This window comes from Klebsiella sp. RHBSTW-00484, assembly GCF_013705725.1.
GTDB lineage: Bacteria > Pseudomonadota > Gammaproteobacteria > Enterobacterales > Enterobacteriaceae > Klebsiella.
The window spans coordinates 2,956,285-2,973,673 of the sequence record NZ_CP055481.1; the positions used below are offsets into that span (position 1 = coordinate 2,956,285).

The following is a 17,389-nucleotide window of genomic DNA, read 5'->3' on the forward strand; positions in this document are numbered from 1 at the left end:
GGCAACCACTCTGGCAATGCCAAAGCGTTTGAGAAAATGGCAATGATGGTGGGATGGGGAGGTTGGCGATCACAATTCCATAAATCTTGCTCGTGACGACCGCCAAAATGCATTATCTTGCCACTGCGCCGTATGCCGTTTTGGACTTAATAAATGATGATGTTGACCGTTGAGTATTATTTCACCCATCCGCAAGATAAGCTGGGGATGTACGCCAGCGACCCGGAAGATAATAGCCATGAGCATAGTCACGAGTTTGCCGAACTGGTGATTGTTGAAGAGGGACACGGTTTACACGTTATTAATGGTCGGCCTTTATATATTCAACAGGGCGATGTTTTTTACGTTCAACCGGGCGATGTGCATTATTATGATGAGCTGGGGACGCTTAAGCTGATTAATGTGTTAATTAATCCGCTGGTTGAGTTTCGATATTTACAGCATCTTGATGCATTATTACAGACGTTCTCGGCGCAGCAGGCTTCTTGCTACGGTTGGCTGGCCCCGGATACCCGTCATATCTGCCGGGAGCTGGTTGAAAAGATATTCTCGGCTGAATGCCAGCAGGCTGAAAATAGCGCACTGCGCGAAGCTGCGTTTTTCCAGCTTGTTACCACCATTTTGCATGCGGAATCAGAGGCCGAATATAGCAATACAAAGTATAAGCTACATAAGTTGCTTACCTGGTTACAGGAGCACTGTTTTGAGGAACATAATTGGCAGCAATTGGCGGAGAAATTTCATCTGACTACGCGAACCGCTTTTCGCCATATTAAAGAGGCCACCGGGCTGACGCCGGATAATTATTTAAAACGCCTGCGCTTAGTTTCGGCCCGCGTAAAATTACGCGAAACCGATATGACGATTACAGAAGTGGCTTATTTATGCGGTTTCGCGAACAGTAACCACTTCACCACCTTATATAAAAAAGTGTTTGGCCTGACCCCTAGCGAAGACCGGCGTCGTTTGCTGCGCTGAGACAAAGATTATGTCAACGGCACATTTTGTTCCTTTGCCCATTTGCGCAAACGACCACAGGCGTTGGCATAAGGTGACGAGGTGTTGAAGGAGATCATCCGCCCCAGCGTCCATTTGCCATACCACGGTTGGCCGTAAAGCGTGTTGTCATCCCGCGCTTCGATGCAGGCGACAATCTGCTGTTTCGCCTGATGCAGGGCAGTAAGCAGAGCAGGGTAATTCAGCGATGGATAATCGGCATAGAACTTCTGCGCCAGTAGTCCGAGCTGGTTCCATTTAAAGCCGGTTTCCGGGAAGTCGATAGGCTGCCGGCTTTCGTCAAGAGTTATCCATTTGAGCACCAGTTCATTCCATCCCAGCAGATAGCAGACCAGATCGCGAACGCTCATCATCGTACCCTGTGCGTGACCAGCCAGAGTCTTTTCGTCCGTTTTATCTTCGGGAATATGTGCCAGGTAATCGGCCAATTTAGCGAAGTTTTTTTCGATGGCTGCCAGTAGCTGATCCTGGGTTTGCGGTACGCTCATAGTGAGTTCCTTTCTAAGTGACATGATTCCCCGGAGGCGATGCTACGCATCTGTCCGGGCTACCGGTCTTCAGACGTCTGCGAGCCCGTAGCCCGGGCCAGGCGCTTTGCGCCGCCCCCGGGAAGAAGAGCGCAGGGTGTTGCCGAATTATCCCGGAGGCGATGCTGCATATCTGTCCGGGCTACCGTTCTCAACAATCTGCGGTCGGCAAGGTTTACTCTTCTGGGGTATTAGCCTGTACGTGGCGACCGCTGGCGACAAAATTGCCGGTGCCGAGATGATGCAGTGTATTGATCTTATCTTCGTCGAACTGCCAGCGACCGGTAACAAACGCGCGCTCATCGGCAGCGGCGGAAACCACCTCGCCAAACAGGGTATCGTACTGCTCCTGGGCCGCGGTTGGCGGCAGCAGGCGGCACTCCATCCACGCCAGACATTTCTCTTCAATCAGCGGCAAACCCAGCACCGGGCCTTGCACCACCGGAATGCCATAAGCGTTAAATTTATCCTCATCGCGCCCGCTGATGCTGCCGACCGCGTAGGTCCAGCTTGCGGCCTCCACGCCGGGGACGACGATGCCGAAGGTGCCGTTGCGCTCAATAATTTCCCGCGTCCAGGCGCTTTTATCCACCACGATAGCCAGCCTCGGCGGCGCGAACTCCACCGGCATCGACCACGCGGCGGCCATGACGTTACGGCGTTGAGACTGGGCGTCATAGCTGGTTATCAGAATGGTCGGGCCATGATTAAGCAGGCGACTGGCGTACTGGAGTTCCACGTGGCGAAAACGGCTCATATGCGTTCCTTGGTAAATGGGTCTGATGCCTGACCACACGTTAATCCGCAATGAAAATGTAATCAATACGTCATACAGGCTCCCTATAGTCGGCACCGCGATACCCTAAATAATTCGAGTTGCAGGCAGGCGGCAAGTGAGCGAATCCCCTGGAGCTTACTTTGGTAAGTGACTGGGGTGAACGAATGCGGCCAACGCACATGCAACTTGAAGTATGACGGGTAAAAGTCCCAAAGAGGATCACAATATGTTAGCTCCCCTGAATTTATCTCAGGTGAGCGCGGCCCGGCGGATGTTGACCGCGGGTAGAGCATCGCTTTCCCAATGGAGAGGGCGATAATGCGCGCGCTTACCAGCATTAAACTCGACGGCGTTTCCTTCGCCTTCGGCACTCATACCGTTCTTAATCAGATCAGTCTGCATATCGACGCGGGCAGCATCGTTGCGCTGCTGGGGCCTTCGGGCTGCGGCAAAAGCACGCTGCTGCGCTTGCTCGCTGGGCTAACCGTACCTGCTTGCGGTGAAATTCACTTCGGCGATCGTCTGGTGGCGAAAACCGGCTGGGGAATGCCCCCGGAACAGCGCGATCTCGGTATGGTCTTTCAGGATTATGCTCTGTGGCCGCATATGACTGCCGCGCAGAACGTGGCTTTTCCGCTGCGTATGCGCGGTGTAGCGCGTCACGAACGGCAAAAGCGCGTCGAGGAGGCGCTGGCGATGGTCGGTCTCAACGGCTTTGCTGACCGCAAACCGTCGGGGCTTTCCGGCGGTCAGCAGCAGCGCGTCGCCCTGGCCCGCGCCATTGTGGCAGAACCCCGCGTGCTGCTGTTTGATGAGCCGCTCTCCAACCTCGACAGCGAACTGCGCGAGTCGCTATGCGTGGAGATGAGCCGCCTGCTGCGCCAGTTGGGTATTACAGCCGTCTACGTCACCCACGACCGTCGTGAAGCCGAGCTGCTGGCAGACAAGATTGTGCATTTATCTGCGGGCAGCATTGCCGCCGTCCGCGCCGTTACTTCATCCTCAGGGGAACCCGCATGAAAACCGTTATGACCATTAAGACAGGAGTTGCGCTCGCGATTATGTTATCGACCACCATGATCTCCAGCGCCCACGCGCTGACCGTATACACCGCCGGTCCGGGCTCTCTGGCGAAAAGTCTCGCCAGCGGCTATGAGAAGAAAACCGGGGTGAAGGTGAATATTTTCCAGGCCACTACCGGCAAGGTGATGGCGCGTCTTGAAGCCGAACAGGCGAACCCGCAGGCGGACGTGCTGATCTCAGCTTCCTGGGACACGGCGGAGGATTTGCATAACCGCGGCTGGCTACTGGCGTATCAGAGTGCTAATGCCAATAAGGTTCCGGCGAATCTGAAATCCGCTGATTACGTCGCTCAGGGTATTTCGGCGCTGGGGATCGTCTGGAACACCAAAAGCGGCACACCGGAGCCGAAAGAGTGGCGCGACCTGACCGAAGCCGCGTTCAAAGATAAAGTCACCACGCCGGACCCGGCGCTCTCCGGCGCGTCGCTGGATTTGCTGATCGGGTTACAGAATGGCATGGGTGATAAAGCCTGGGCGCTGTTTGACGACCTGAAAAAGAACGGCATGGTGGTCAGCGGGCCGAATGCCCAGGCGGTAACGCCGGTGATGCAGGGGGCAAAAGCGGCGGTCTTCGGCGCGGTGGACTATGTCTCTTACGGCAATATTCATCAGGGTGAATCGCTGAAGGTGATTTTCCCGGCCAGCGGTACGGTTATTGCGCCGCGTCCAATGATGATCCTCAAAACCAGCCAGCATGCAGACGATGCCAAAGCTTTTGTTGACTATGTCCTGTCGCCGGAAGGCCAGACGCTGGTCGCCGATGCCTGGTTAATGCCCGCCCGTAGCGATGTTAAGGCTAAGCGTCCGCTGCTCAATGAGCTGAAAATTCTGCCGACCACCAGCGATGGCAACAGCGAACGTAGCGCGGTCCTTTCACGTTTTAATTCGCTCTTCGCGCAGTAAACCGATTTCCCCGGGTTGCGAAACGTTGCTCGGCCAATGTAGCCCAGTCATACAGTAGCGCAATCGGGAAGATGCAACGCTGAGGCATCAGGGCCCGGCGCATCTCCCGGAGGCGGCGCTGGCGCACCTGTCCGGGCTGCCGGATCGCAGACGGGGATCGTTTCCAGGAAAAGACCGTGAAACAGAAACTTATTTCGACGGGAACGCTAACGGCGCTGCTGGTGCTGGTGGCGTTACCGCTCTTTTTTATCGTCCTACAGGCGATATTCCCCCAGTTTAGCGCCGGTTCGCTGGGCGGCGCGTTTAGCGGCGTATCGACGTTGATTGCCGACCCGCAACTGCCGACGATGCTTGGCGGCACCCTATGGGTGGCCTGCGGCGTGGCGCTGATGAGCGTGATTATCGGTTTGCCGCTGGGCGTGCTGCGCGGATTGTTTAATTTACCGTTACCCCGCCTGTGGGATCTGCTATTTCTGATCCCCTTTCTTACGCCACCGTATATTGCCGCGCTGTCATGGATGCTGGTACTGCAAAGCAACGGCTATCTGCAACAGCTGACCGGCTGGGATCTGAACGATCTGCTGTTCAGCCGCAGCGGGATTGTGCTGGTGATGACCCTCAACATCTTCCCGGTAGTCTATTTTGCGGTCTCGCGCAGCCTGCTGGCGAGCGGTCAGCGGCTGGCGATAGTGGCGCGGGTGCACGGAGCCAGCGCCTGGCGGGCGTTCTGGCATATCACGCTGCCGATGCTTTCTCCGGCGCTGGCGGCGGGGATGCTGCTGGCGTTTACCCTCGCCATTGAAGAGTACGGCGTTCCGGCGGCGCTCGGTTCACGGGCGGGGCTGGTGATGCTCACCGTCGGGATAGAGAAAAAACTCGCCGACTGGCCTATCGACCTGCCGGGCGCGTCGCTGCTGTCATTGCTGCTGATTGCGGTAGCGCTGCTGGCCTGGTGGCTGCAAAAGCGGCTGGTTGGCGATAAAGAAGTGACCAGCGTAACCGGCAAGCCGGGAGAGAATAGCGGGGCGGATTTAGGCTGGCTGACGCTTCCGGCGGTGTTGTTTATGGCGGGCATCGGCGGGCTGGCTGTGCTGCTGCCGGGGGCATCGATGGTGCTGACCAGCCTGATGGGGACGCTGTCGGGTGGTATTCATGCCGACAATTTTACCTTCAGGCATTTCGAAGCGCTGTTTGCCCAGCAGGGCGATGCGCTGTCGGCGCTGGGGACCAGCCTTTCGCTGGCGCTGGCTTCAGCGTTGATCGTCGGTTTGGTCGGTATGCTCGCCGCCTGGCTGGTATTGGTGCAGAAAATCAGGGGGAGTGCGATTGTCGATGCATTATCGCTGATGCCAGCAGCGCTGCCGGGCGTGGTGGTCGGCGTTGGGCTGATTCTGCTGTGGAATCAGCCGTTCTGGCCGGTTTCTCCCTATAACACCTGGTTTATGCTGCTGCTTTCTTATTGCTGTCTGCTGCTACCGTGGCCGGTGCGCTATGTCGGCAGCGCGCTGCGCCAACTCGGTAATAATCTTGAACCGGCGGCGCGGGTGCATGGCGCTACGCCATTGCAGGCGCTACGTTTGATCGTTCTGCCGCTGGTGTTTCCGGCGCAGCTGGCGGCGATGCTGATGGTGTTTGCCGTGGCTTCCCGCGAGCTCGTGACCTCGCTGCTGCTGGCTCCAGCGGGGACGCAAACCGTGGCGGTGTTTATCTGGCGTCAGTTTGAGCAGGGCTCGGTAGGGCAAGGGATGGCAATGGCTTCCCTGACGCTATTTACTGGCCTGGCTTTAATGCTCAGCGCGCTGGCGTTGATGCAGCGGGGCACGCGTGAATAAAGACGAACGCACGAAATCGCTGGTCTGGTGGGAAAAACAGGCTATAAATATCGGACACCGATTGCTGGAGGCATTGATGAGTCCATTTTTAAGCGCCTATTTTTCTCGTCTGGGCTGGACGGGAACCCCTGAAGTATCGATTAACACCTTGCGCGAACTGCATATCCACCATAACGGCGCGATCCCGTTTGAGAACCTGGATGTGTTGCTGCCCAGAGAGATGCATCTCGACGATCGGACGCTGGAAGATAAGCTGATTCATGGCCGTCGCGGCGGTTACTGCTTTGAACAAAATGGTCTGCTGGAGAGAGCGCTGCGCGAGATTGGCTTTAACGTGCGCAGCCTGCTGGGACGGGTGGTGTTGGCGAACCCGCCGCATATGCCGCCGCGCACTCATCGGCTGCTGCTGGTGGAAGTTGAGGGCGAACGCTGGATTGCCGATGTCGGCTTTGGCGGTCAGACCCTGACCGCGCCGATTCGGCTGCTGGCGGATGTTGAACAAACCACGCCGCACGGTGAGTATCGCCTGATTTATGAAGGGGATGAATGGGCGCTGCAGTTCAGCCATCACGGTCACTGGCAGTCGATGTACCATTTTGATTTGGGTCGTCAGTACGCTTCTGACTACGTGATGGGCAATTTCTGGTCGGCGCACTGGCCGCAGTCGCACTTCCGTCACCATCTGCTGATGTGTCGCCATTTACCGGACGGAGGCAAGATGACGTTAACCAATTTCCACTTTACCCATTGGGATAAAAACCATGTGGTCGAAAAGCTGGACTTACCGGACGTTCCCGCGCTGTACGAAGCGTTGCAAACACGTTTCGGCCTCGGCGTTGACGATGCGAAATATGGCTTTAGCGAAGCGGAGTTAGCGGCGGTGATGGCGGCGTTTGATACGCATCCGGAGGCGGGGAAGTAGGTTTTGACGTTTTACCCTCACCCTAACCCTTATGTCTTGACCTTCTCCGTTCCGGCGGAGAAGATCCCCGACTGATCATCGGGAGGTTACCGGTGAGCATCACCCAGCCCTGGAGCCCCTGAGCCCGCGGGAGAGATTATGCCCCGGTAACCTGTTTCCCTGTCGCCTCAAGACCGAACGGTATCCTGTGCCCTGAGCACCCACATATAAGGATGGTCCGGCGATAATATTCATAAGGTTACGGAGTACCATGATGAATCTTGTCCCTGTCGGCGTTGATATCGCCAAACTCAAATTCGACGTTGCTGTCCTGCTGCCAAACCAGAAGTACAAAACCAAAAAATTCGCCAATACCCCAGCCGGATGCCGCGAATTTCTGAACTGGCTGGCGCGTTTTGGTCACTGTCATGTCTGCATGGAGGCAACAGGTTGCTACAGCACTGAACTGGCCACCCTGCTGGCCGATAATGGCTGCTGCGTCAGCCTTGAAAACCCGGCACGTATCCATGCGTTCGCAAACACTGAACTGACCCGCAATAAAACGGACAAAAGCGACGCGGCGCTGATAGCGCGCTACTGCGCTCTGTATCAGCCGGCCCCCTGGCATCCTGCGCCGCTGAGCGAACGACAACTGACGGCTCTGGTACGCCACCTGCGTAACCTGGAAGAGATGCGTCAGATGGAGATGAACCGCCTTGAGGCAGCAGATGAAGTCATCGTTCCTTCCCTGAATGAACACGTTACGATGCTGGATGAGCTGATTGAAGAAACCCGCAATAAAATCAACCGGCATATCGATGATAACCCAGACCTGAAGCGGGACCGGGAGCTACTGAAAAGTATCCCCGGAATAGGAGACATGCTGAGTGTGAGCCTGCTGGCGTTCGCAGGAAATCTGCGACGGTTCAGCAACAGCAAGGCACTGGTGGCGTATGCTGGTTTGAATCCTCGTCGTTGTGAGTCAGGGATGTGGAAAGGGAAAAGCAGGCTGTCGAAAGTGGGCCATGCAGAGCTGCGTAGCGCACTGTATATGCCAGCGGTAGTGGCAGGAAGATGCAATAAGGTGGTGAAAAACCTGATGGAAAGGCTTGCAGCCCGGGGTAAGACAGGGAAAGAGCGAGTGTGTGCAGGAATGAGGAAATTACTGCAGCTGGCTTATGGTGTGGTGAAATCCGGGCATGAATTTAACGCTGAAATACCACTTGCAGGATAACCGGCAAGACGGTATCTCTCCCTGGAAGGGAGAGGGGATCGTACGGTGCGGAGTTTGAGTTCTGCGCCGGTCTGCCTTTCTCCCTCTCCCCGCATTTGGGGAGAGGGTCGGGGTGAGGGGAAAGGCTCAACGCCTTGAACGTACCACCTGATAGCGGCGGGTGAAATACTCCACCGGGGCGCTCCAGACGTGAACCAGGCGGGTGAAGGGAAATATCAGGAAGATGGTCATCCCAAGCACCAAATGGACACGATAAATCCACGCCACGCCGTCAAGATGCGCCGACGCGCCGCCGTGGAAAGTCACGACCGCCTGCGCCCAGTCCACCAGTTTTAGCATTTCGCTACCGTCCGGGTGCTGCGCGGAGAACGGAATCGTCGTCAGGCCGAGCGCGCACTGAATCAGCAGAATGCTCAGAATCAGGATATCCGCGGTAGTGGAGGTGGCGCGAATGCGCGGATTCGTCAGACGACGAACCAGCAGCCCGATACCGCCGACCAACGTCAGCACACCGCAAACCCCGCCAAGGATCATCGCCATCAGCTGCTTCTGCGACATCGGCAGGAACCATGAGTAGACCCAGTGTGGCGTCAACATGCCGAAGAGATGGCCGAAGAAGATCCCGAGAATGCCGATATGGAACAGGTTCGACCAAAGCACCATCCCGCGCTTATCCAGCATCTGGCTTGACGAGGCGCGCCAGGTGTACTGTCCGTAATCGTAGCGCAGCCAACTGCCGATAAGGAAAACCGTGCCGCAGAGATAGGGGTAAATATCGTAAAAGAAGACGTTAAGGTACTGTATCATTTCGGGCCTCCGGCACGGACGTCGACATACTGCGGTGCCACGTCCTGGCTAAAGCGTCGTTGATAAGACTGCATTGGGGAGCTGTCGCAGGCGGTGGCGTTATCTTCGATAAACTTCACCTGCTCCTCTTCCCACACTGCATCCAGCGCCTGGCGGGTATCGTCACGCTTTTCTCCCGCCACCTGCTTCGTGACACTGTCACTATTTAACTGACTATCAGCCAGCGACAGCAGTTCGTCAAACAGCCGATAGTATTCGCACTCCCTTTGCTTAAGCCGTCCGCCGAGCAGCGCCAGAATCGGCGCGACGTTCTGTATGCCTTCGCGGGCTTCGTTCTCCGGTAAGATGCTCAGATACTCCAGATAGAGCGGCAGGTGGTCCGGCAGTTCACGGCTGCTTAGCTGCAAACCGGCCTGTTCATACTGGCCCATTAAATCAACCATCGCCTGGCCGCGATCGCGGGATTCGGCGTGGACGTGTTCGAACAGCAGCAGCGAAGTAGCACGCCCGCGCTCGAACACTTCGCACCATTCGGCCTGTCGGTCGAGGAGCTTCGCCGCCAGCAGCGGCCCGACGAAAGGCAGCAGCGCCGGAGCATCGGCGCTGACCAGCGTCAGCGCCTCCTCACTGTTCTCCCACAGCACCTCGTCCGGATACTCCAGCAGCAGGCCGATGACTTTGAGGATCTGCATTATTCTCCCTCCCCGTGTTTGCGCACGCCACCGATGTCAATGGCGTCGATGCGCCGACTGTTGAAGAGGTTGAACTTGGTATCCGACCCATGGCAGCCATCGCCGAAGGTGAAGCCGCAGCCGTTTTTCTCCGGGAAAGCGTCTTCCGCCATTTCGCGGTGGCTGGTCGGGATCACAAAGCGGTCTTCGTAGTTGGCTATCGCCAGATAGCGGTACATGTCTTCAACCTGTTCCACGCTTAAGCCGACTTCTTCGATGGCGCGGGTATCGGTGACGCCTTCCACTGTCTGGGAGCGTTTGTAGTGGCGCATCGCCATCATGCGTTTCAGGGCACGCAGCACCGGGCCTGTATCGCCCGCACTGAGCAGATTGGCGAGGTATTGCACCGGAATGCGCAGGCTTTCTACCGCCGGGAGAATATTGCCGTTGTTCGGCAGGCCGCCGGCGTCGGCCACCGACTGAATCGGCGACAGCGGCGGCACGTACCAGACCATCGGCAGGGTGCGGTATTCCGGATGCAGCGGCAGGGCCAGCTTCCAGTCCATCGCCAGCTTGTAGACCGGGGATTTCTGCGCTGCGTCAATCACGTTATGCGGAATGCCTTGCTTCAACGCCTCTTCGATCACCGCCGGGTCGTGCGGATCAAGGAACACGTCGCACTGGCGTTCGTAGAGATCGGTTTCATGTTCGGTGCTGGCCGCTTCTTCGATGCGGTCCGCGTCATACAGCAGCACCCCGAGGTAACGGATGCGCCCGACGCAGGTTTCGGAGCAGACCGTCGGTTGTCCGGATTCGATACGCGGGTAGCAGAAGATGCATTTCTCCGACTTGCCGCTTTTCCAGTTAAAGTAGATTTTTTTGTACGGACAGCCGCTGATGCACAGTCGCCAGCCGCGGCATTTGTCCTGGTCGATCAGTACGATACCGTCTTCTTCACGCTTGTAGATGGCGCCGCTCGGGCAGGTGGCGATACAGCTTGGGTTGAGACAGTGTTCGCACAGGCGCGGCAGATACATCATGAAGGTGTTTTCGAACTGACCGTACATCTCCTTTTGCATTGCGGCAAAGTTCTGGTCGTGGGCACGCTTTTCAAACTCGCCGCCGAGCAGCTCTTCCCAGTTCGGGCCCCATTCAATCTTGTTCATACGCTGGCCGCTGATCAGCGAACGCGGGCGGGCGGTGGGCAGATGTTTACCTTCAGCCGCATTGTGCAGGTGTTGGTAGTCGTAGGTGAACGGTTCGTAATAGTCGTCAATGCCCGGAATCAGCGGGTTGGCAAAGATTTTAGACAGTACGCCGACACGGTTGCCGAGACGCGGAGTGAGCTTGCCGGTAATGCTGCGAACCCAACCGCCTTGCCATGCCTCCTGATCTTCCCAGTTTTTCGGATAGCCGATGCCGGGCTTGGTTTCGACGTTGTTAAACCACGCGTATTCCATCCCTTCACGGCTGCTCCAGACGTTCTTGCAGGTAACCGAGCAGGTGTGGCAGCCGATGCATTTGTCGAGATTAAGAACCATGCCGACCTGTGAGCGTATTTTCATTTTTTCGCCTCCTGTACCTGATCGCGACCTTCGTCATCCAGCCAGTCAATATTTTTCATTTTGCGGATCATGATGAACTCATCGCGGTTGGAGCCGACGGTGCCGTAATAGTTAAAACCGTAGGCCAGTTGGGCATAGCCGCCGATCATATGCGTCGGTTTCGGACACACGCGGGTGACCGAGTTATGGATCCCGCCGCGCCGCCCGGTGACTTCCGAGCCTGGAATATTCATCAGGCGTTCCTGAGCGTGATACATCATGGTCATGCCCGGCGGTACGCGCTGGCTGACTACCGCACGGGCGGTGAGCGCACCGTTGGCGTTAAAGGCTTCAATCCAGTCGTTATCCTCAATGCCCAGCTCTTTGGCGTCGGTTTCGCTAATCCATACAATCGGCCCGCCGCGCGACAAGGTCAGCATCAGCAGGTTTTCACTGTAGGTGGAGTGGATGCCCCATTTCTGGTGCGGCGTCAGGAAGTTAAGCGCTTTCTCCGGGAATCCGTTAGGGGGGATCTCCTTCATATGGCTGACGCTTCGGGTGTCGATTGGCGGGCGATAGGCCACCAGGCTTTCACCAAAGGCGCGCATCCAGGGATGATCCTGATACAGCTGCTGGCGACCGGACAGCGTACGCCAGGGGATCAGTTCATGAACGTTGGTGTAGCTGGCGTTATATGAAACATGCTCGCTTTCCAGGCCTGACCAGGTCGGGCTGGAGATAATCTTGCGCGGCTGGGCCTGAATATCGCGAAAGCGGATTTTTTCATCCTCTTTATTCAGCGCCAGATGGGTATGTTCACGCCCGGTAAATTCGCCGAGCGCCTGCCAGGCTTTCACCGCCACCTGACCGTTGGTTTCCGGGGCGAGAGAGAGGATGACTTCCGAGGCGTCAATGGCGCTATCAATGCGCGGACGGCCTTTCGCCGGGCCATCGAGCTTGACGTAGTTAAGCTTGCCGAGGAAATCGACCTCGCTCTGGGTGTTCCACGAAATGCCTTTGCCGCCGTTGCCCAGCTTGTCGAGCAGCGGGCCGAGAGAGGTGAAACGCTCGTAGGTGGCCGGATAGTCACGTTCAACGACGGCAATCGACGGGGCGGTTTTTCCGGGGATTAAATCGCATTCGCCCTTGCGCCAGTCGAGTACGTCAAAGGGTTGCGACAGCTCCGCCGGGGAGTCGTGCTGCAGCGGCACCAGCACCACATCGGTCTCTTTGTCGAGATGACCGATGCAGACTTCGGAGAAGGTTTTGGCGATATCTTTATAGATTTCCCAGTCACTTTTCGCCTCCCACGCCGGGTCAACGGCGGCGGAGAGCGGGTGGATAAACGGATGCATATCCGAGGTGTTCATATCGTCTTTTTCGTACCAGGTGGCGGTCGGCAGGACGATATCGGAGAAAAGGCAGGTGCTGGACATGCGAAAATCGAGGGTCACCAGCAGGTCGAGCTTGCCCTCGATGGCGGCGGTCTGCCACTCCACCTCTTCGGGCTTCACGTCATCGGTTGCTCCCAGCTCATCGCCCTGAATCCCGCTGTCGGTACCCAGCAGATATTTAAGCATGTACTCGTGGCCCTTGCCGGAGGAGCCCAGCAGGTTAGAGCGCCAGATAAATAGGTTGCGCGGGTGGTTTTTGCCGTTATCCGGCTGCTCGCAGGCAAAGCGAATATCGCCGGACTTTAGCGCCTGAGCGGTAAAGTCGGCCGGGGAAAGACCTGCGGCGGCGGCCTGCTGTTTGATGGTGAGCGGGTTGACGCCCAGCTGCGGCGCAGAGGGGAGCCAGCCCATACGCTCGGCGCGCACGTTAAAGTCGATCAAGTGACCGCTAAATTTGCTGGCGTCCGCCAGCGGCGATAACAATTCCTGGGCGGTAAGTTTTTCATAGCGCCACTGGCAGGCGTGATTGTAGAAATAAGAAGTGCTGTTCATCTGGCGCGGCGGGCGGTTCCAGTCGAGGGCGAACGCCAGCGGTAGCCAGCCGGTTTGCGGGCGCAGCTTCTCCTGGCCGACGTAGTGCGACCAGCCGCCGCCGCTCTGACCAACGCAGCCGCAGAACACCAGCATATTGATCATCCCGCGGTAGTTCATATCCATGTGATACCAGTGGTTGACACCGGCTCCGAGGATAATCATCGAGCGACCGTGGGTTTTATGTGCGGTATCGGCGAATTCCAGGGCGATCTGCTCGATATGTTGGCGCGGTACGCCGGTGATCTGCTCGGCCCACGCCGGGGTATAGGCTTTCACTTCAGCAAAATCTTTTGCCGCGTTGGCGTCCTCTAAGCCGCGATCGAGTCCGTAGTTGGCGAGGATCAGGTCATAAACGCTCACTACCAAGCCAGTTTCGCCATTGGCCAATGGCAGCTGTTTGACCGGGAGCTGATGAATCGTCACTGGATCTTGTTTGACGCTACGAAAGTGCGGATTTTCGTTACCGCCGAAGTAGGGGAAACCAACCGAAACGACGCTATCGCGGCTGTCCAGCAGCGACAACGTTAATTCGGTCTCTTGCCCGGCAGCCCGCTGCTCAAGATTCCATTTACCTTTTTCACCCCAGCGGAAGCCAATTGAACCGTTAGGCGCGACCAGCTCGCCTGCGCTGTTATACGCCACGGTTTTCCATTCCGGATTGTTGCTTTCGCCCAGCCCGTCAACCAGATCGGAAGCCCGTACCATACGCCCCGGCACGTAGCTACCATCTTCGCGCGGGTCGAGCATCACCAGCATCGGCATATCGGTATAGGTGCGACAATAGTTGAGGAAGTAATCGCTGGGGTTATCAAGGTGAAACGCTTTAAGGATCACGTGCCCCATCGCCATTGCCAGCGCGCTGTCGGTACCCTGTTTTGGGGCCAGCCACTGATCGCAAAGCTTGGCGACTTCCGAATAATCCGGGGTAATGGCGATGGTTTTTGTGCCCTTGTAACGGACTTCGGTAAAGAAGTGGGCGTCCGGCGTGCGGGTCTGCGGGACGTTGGAACCCCAGGCGATAATGTAGCTGGAGTTGTACCAGTCGGCGGATTCCGGGACATCGGTTTGCTCGCCCCAGGTCATTGGCGATGCGGGAGGCAGATCGCAATACCAGTCGTAGAAGCTCAGGCAGGTGCCGCCAAGCAGCGACAGGTAACGGGTACCGGCGGCGTAAGAGACCATCGACATCGCCGGGATCGGCGAGAAGCCAGCGACGCGGTCCGGGCCGTAGTTTTTAATCGTCCAGACGTTGGCGGCGGCAATCAGCTGGTTCAGTTCTTTCCAGCTGGAGCGGATAAACCCCCCTTTACCGCGCACCTGTTTGTAGCTGAGGGTTTTGACCGGGTCCTGCATGATACTGTCCCAGGCCAGCACCGGATCCGGATGCTGAGCCAGCGCCTCGCGCCATAGCTCGATCAGCCGCTTGCGCGCCAGCGGATACTTCAGGCGGTTAGCGCTGTAAAGATACCAGGAGTAGCTTGCACCACGCGGGCAGCCGCGGGGTTCGTGGTTGGGCAGGTCCGGGCGGGTGCGTGGGTAGTCGGTTTGCTGAGTTTCCCAGGTGACCAGCCCGTTCTTAACGTAAATCTTCCAGCTGCATGAGCCCGTACAGTTTACGCCGTGCGTTGAGCGGACAATCTTGTCGAACTGCCAGCGCTGACGGTAGCTATCTTCCCAGTCGCGGTTGGTGTTGTACACCTGACCGTGACCGTTGGCAAAGGTCTCGCCTTTCTGCTTAAAGTAGCGAAAGCGATCCAGTAGTTTACTCATGACATTTCTCCTGCTTCGATAATGTACGGCATCGTGCCATTGCCGGATGGCGATGCTTGCGCATCTTATCCGGCCTACAAGATCGCTCGATCCCGTAGGCCGGATAAGGCGTTAGCCGCCATCCGGCAAATTTCTCGTTATTTTTTTGCCGGTGTGCGTCGGCCATAGACCAACCACGTCACCAGCACACACACGACGTAGAAGACAAAGAACACTTTCATCGCCCCGACCGGAGAGCCGGTCATCGCCAGCGACGTACCGAAGGCTTTCGGGATAAAGAAGCCGCCAATCGCGCCGATGGCCGAGATAAACCCGAGCGCCGCCGCGGTATCGGTCACCGCTTCATGCTGGGCCTGTTCGTCGCTGCCGCCGCGCTTCTTAACGCTCTCGATAGTGATCTGACGGAAAATTACGGCGATCATCTGGAAGGTGGAGCCGCTGCCGAGACCGGCGGTCAGAAACAGCCCCATAAACACCACGTAAAAGGCGAGGAAGCTGCCGGAACCGGAGCCAGGCAGGGTGAGGAACAGCAGGCCGGTAAATAGCGCCATCAGGATAAAGTTGATCAGGGTGACCCGGACGCCGCCGAGACGGTCGGAGATAATGCCGCCGAATGAACGCGCCAGCGCGCCGATAAAGGGTCCGAAGAAGGCCAGCTTAAGAATATTGACGTCCGGAAACTGCGTTTTCGCCAGCATTGCAAAGCCGGCAGAAAAGCCGATAAAAGAACCAAACGTCGCCAGATATAACAGGCTTAACAGCCACATATGCGGGCGCTTCAGGACCGGGAGCTGATCGCGAACCGAAGCCTTTGAGCTGGCGATATCGTTCATGCCCACCCAGGCAGCAATGGTGGCGATGACCAGCAGCGGTACCCAGATAATAGCCGCGTTGCTTAGCGCGAGGATGGAGCCATCTTCCTGGGGAACTCCGTGAACGCCGAGGAACGCGAATATCGGCAGGAAGATCACCGCCGGAGCAATCATCTGCATCACGCTGACGCCGAGGTTGCCGAGCCCGCCGTTCACCCCCAGCGCGCTGCCCTGTTTGGCTTTGGGAAAGAAAAAGCTGATATTTCCCATGCTGGAAGCAAAGTTGGCACCAGCAAAACCGCACAGCAGGGCAATGGTGATAAATACCCAAAATGGAGTAGCGGTATTTTGAATAGCAATTCCCAGCCAGATGCAGGGCACCACCAGAATAATCGTGCTTAATACTGTCCAGTAGCGCCCGCCAAATATAGGCACCATAAAGGAGTAGGGTACGCGTAATATTGCTCCGGAAAGTGAAGGCAGGGCGGTTAATAAAAAGAGTTGATCGGTGGTGAAATTAAATCCGACTTTATTGAGATTGACCGCGACGGCACTAAATAACATCCACACGCAAAAGGCGAGTAGCAGACAAGCCACGGAAATGCAAAGATTCCTCCGCGCTATTTTCTTGCCCTTATTTTCCCAGAATGCCGCGTTTTCTGGTTTCCACTCTTTTAAAAGGTAATGATTCTTCTTCTCATTTTCTGTCGACATATTGCCCTCGAATGAACAGTATTCAGTGAAAAGAATAAATAAGTAAAAACAGTAAATTAAGAAAATACTGTATGCAGAGGTGGTTTTTTTATCCGTTGTAATGATTGAAGAATAGATAAGAAAAGCGCGTCATAAGAAGACGCGCGAATAATCGGGGGGGATTATTTGTTACAGAATGTAACGTTGAATTAAAATAACTCCATCGATATATAATGGTTTATATAACGGTTGAAGGTGGCATCATCAATTTCCTGCATCCCCAACGCGTAAATACCATCGAGGCCGCAGACCAGGGCGATCAGCCGCCAGGCGATACTTTCCGCGTTGTCCTTGGGCTGAAACTCACCCGCCTCGATTCCGCCCAGGATAATCTTCAGCGTCTCTTCATGCCACATGCTCATGGTTAACAGGTATGCGCCTTTGATATCGCTGTCGCTGTCGGCCAGCAGCTGTGCTTCGCGCCATAAGCGAATATAGGGCTCAAGCCTGCCGTCATCGCTCCCGACCATTGAAAACAGGCGCTCGCGCCAGCTGGCATCATTGCTGACCAGCGGCATATCGAGCATTTCTCGGATCAGGCGCACAAAGGTATGGGCTTTTAATTCGCCAGTGGAAGTGAAGTGGTGATGCAACTGCCCGGCGGCAACGCCAGCCTCAGCCGCTATCTGGCGGACGGTCATCGCGCCCAGTCCGCCTCTTAGCGCCACGCGCATGGCTGCCAGAACAATGACTTCCCGACGCGCATCGCGATTTAAATAGCTCATAACGTTCCGTGACCCCTGTTTTTTTGGCGATAGTAACAAAAAGTT

The 17,389-nt window shown here is 56.6% G+C and carries 14 protein-coding genes; 6 read left to right on the forward strand and 8 right to left on the reverse strand.

From position 1 onward, the window contains the following. Positions 1 to 153: 153 nt before the first annotated feature. On the forward strand, positions 154 to 978 hold the full coding sequence (locus tag HV213_RS14085) for a helix-turn-helix domain-containing protein (RefSeq protein WP_181486141.1): 825 nt from the start codon (positions 154 to 156) through the stop codon (positions 976 to 978). An 8-nt stretch (positions 979 to 986) separates the two neighbouring features. Here HV213_RS14085 and HV213_RS14090 read toward each other — a convergent pair whose 3' ends face one another. Both HV213_RS14090 and HV213_RS14095 read right to left on the reverse strand, forming a co-directional pair. After that, complete coding sequence (locus tag HV213_RS14090) at positions 987 to 1,505, reverse strand: ClbS/DfsB family four-helix bundle protein (protein WP_181486142.1); 519 nt, start codon at positions 1,503 to 1,505, stop codon at positions 987 to 989. A 214-nt stretch (positions 1,506 to 1,719) separates the two neighbouring features. Continuing rightward, entirely contained in the window at positions 1,720 to 2,301 is a 582-nt protein-coding gene (locus tag HV213_RS14095) for a flavin reductase family protein (RefSeq protein WP_181486143.1), read from the reverse strand. A gap of 336 nt (positions 2,302 to 2,637) precedes the next feature. Between HV213_RS14095 and HV213_RS14100 the strand changes: the two genes are divergently transcribed. The 5 genes from HV213_RS14100 (at position 2,638) to HV213_RS14120 (ending at position 8,274) form a co-directional block, all read left to right on the forward strand. Beyond that, positions 2,638 to 3,342: an ABC transporter ATP-binding protein gene (locus HV213_RS14100; protein ID WP_181486415.1), complete on the forward strand. Its 705-nt coding sequence runs from the start codon at positions 2,638 to 2,640 to the stop codon at positions 3,340 to 3,342. Then, positions 3,339 to 4,307, forward strand: a complete 969-nt coding sequence (locus HV213_RS14105; RefSeq protein WP_181486144.1) for an ABC transporter substrate-binding protein — start codon at positions 3,339 to 3,341, stop codon at positions 4,305 to 4,307. Before HV213_RS14100 ends, HV213_RS14105 begins: the two co-directional genes overlap by 4 nt. 176 nt (positions 4,308 to 4,483) lie before the next feature. Then, entirely contained in the window at positions 4,484 to 6,139 is a 1,656-nt protein-coding gene (locus tag HV213_RS14110) for an ABC transporter permease (protein WP_181486145.1), read from the forward strand. Between the two features lie 76 nt (positions 6,140 to 6,215). Then, entirely contained in the window at positions 6,216 to 7,061 is an 846-nt protein-coding gene (gene nhoA, locus HV213_RS14115) for an N-hydroxyarylamine O-acetyltransferase (protein ID WP_139538192.1), read from the forward strand. 250 nt (positions 7,062 to 7,311) lie between these two features. Further along, positions 7,312 to 8,274 (forward strand): IS110 family RNA-guided transposase, encoded by a 963-nt coding sequence (locus tag HV213_RS14120; RefSeq protein WP_197975051.1) that lies wholly within the window; start codon positions 7,312 to 7,314, stop codon positions 8,272 to 8,274. A 126-nt stretch (positions 8,275 to 8,400) separates the two neighbouring features. On the opposite strand, the gene narI is transcribed toward HV213_RS14120, so the two are convergent. From narI to HV213_RS14150, 6 genes are all read right to left on the reverse strand, one after another. Then, on the reverse strand, positions 8,401 to 9,081 hold the full coding sequence (narI, locus tag HV213_RS14125; RefSeq protein ID WP_110276573.1) for a respiratory nitrate reductase subunit gamma: 681 nt from the start codon (positions 9,079 to 9,081) through the stop codon (positions 8,401 to 8,403). Further along, complete coding sequence (gene narW / locus HV213_RS14130; RefSeq protein ID WP_181486146.1) at positions 9,078 to 9,773, reverse strand: nitrate reductase molybdenum cofactor assembly chaperone; 696 nt, start codon at positions 9,771 to 9,773, stop codon at positions 9,078 to 9,080. Before narW ends, narI begins: the two co-directional genes overlap by 4 nt. Next, positions 9,773 to 11,317 carry a nitrate reductase subunit beta gene (gene narH / locus HV213_RS14135; protein WP_181486147.1) on the reverse strand — a complete coding sequence of 515 codons (1,545 nt, stop codon included), beginning with the start codon at positions 11,315 to 11,317 and terminating at the stop codon, positions 9,773 to 9,775. The genes narW and narH overlap by 1 nt, the downstream gene beginning before the upstream one ends. Then, positions 11,314 to 15,054, reverse strand: a complete 3,741-nt coding sequence (locus HV213_RS14140; protein WP_181486148.1) for a nitrate reductase subunit alpha — start codon at positions 15,052 to 15,054, stop codon at positions 11,314 to 11,316. The genes narH and HV213_RS14140 overlap by 4 nt, the downstream gene beginning before the upstream one ends. A 137-nt stretch (positions 15,055 to 15,191) precedes the next feature. After that, entirely contained in the window at positions 15,192 to 16,580 is a 1,389-nt protein-coding gene (locus tag HV213_RS14145; protein ID WP_181486149.1) for a NarK family nitrate/nitrite MFS transporter, read from the reverse strand. A gap of 188 nt (positions 16,581 to 16,768) precedes the next feature. Next, positions 16,769 to 17,344 carry a TetR family transcriptional regulator gene (locus HV213_RS14150; RefSeq protein ID WP_181486150.1) on the reverse strand — a complete coding sequence of 192 codons (576 nt, stop codon included), beginning with the start codon at positions 17,342 to 17,344 and terminating at the stop codon, positions 16,769 to 16,771. Positions 17,345 to 17,389: the final 45 nt, after the last annotated feature.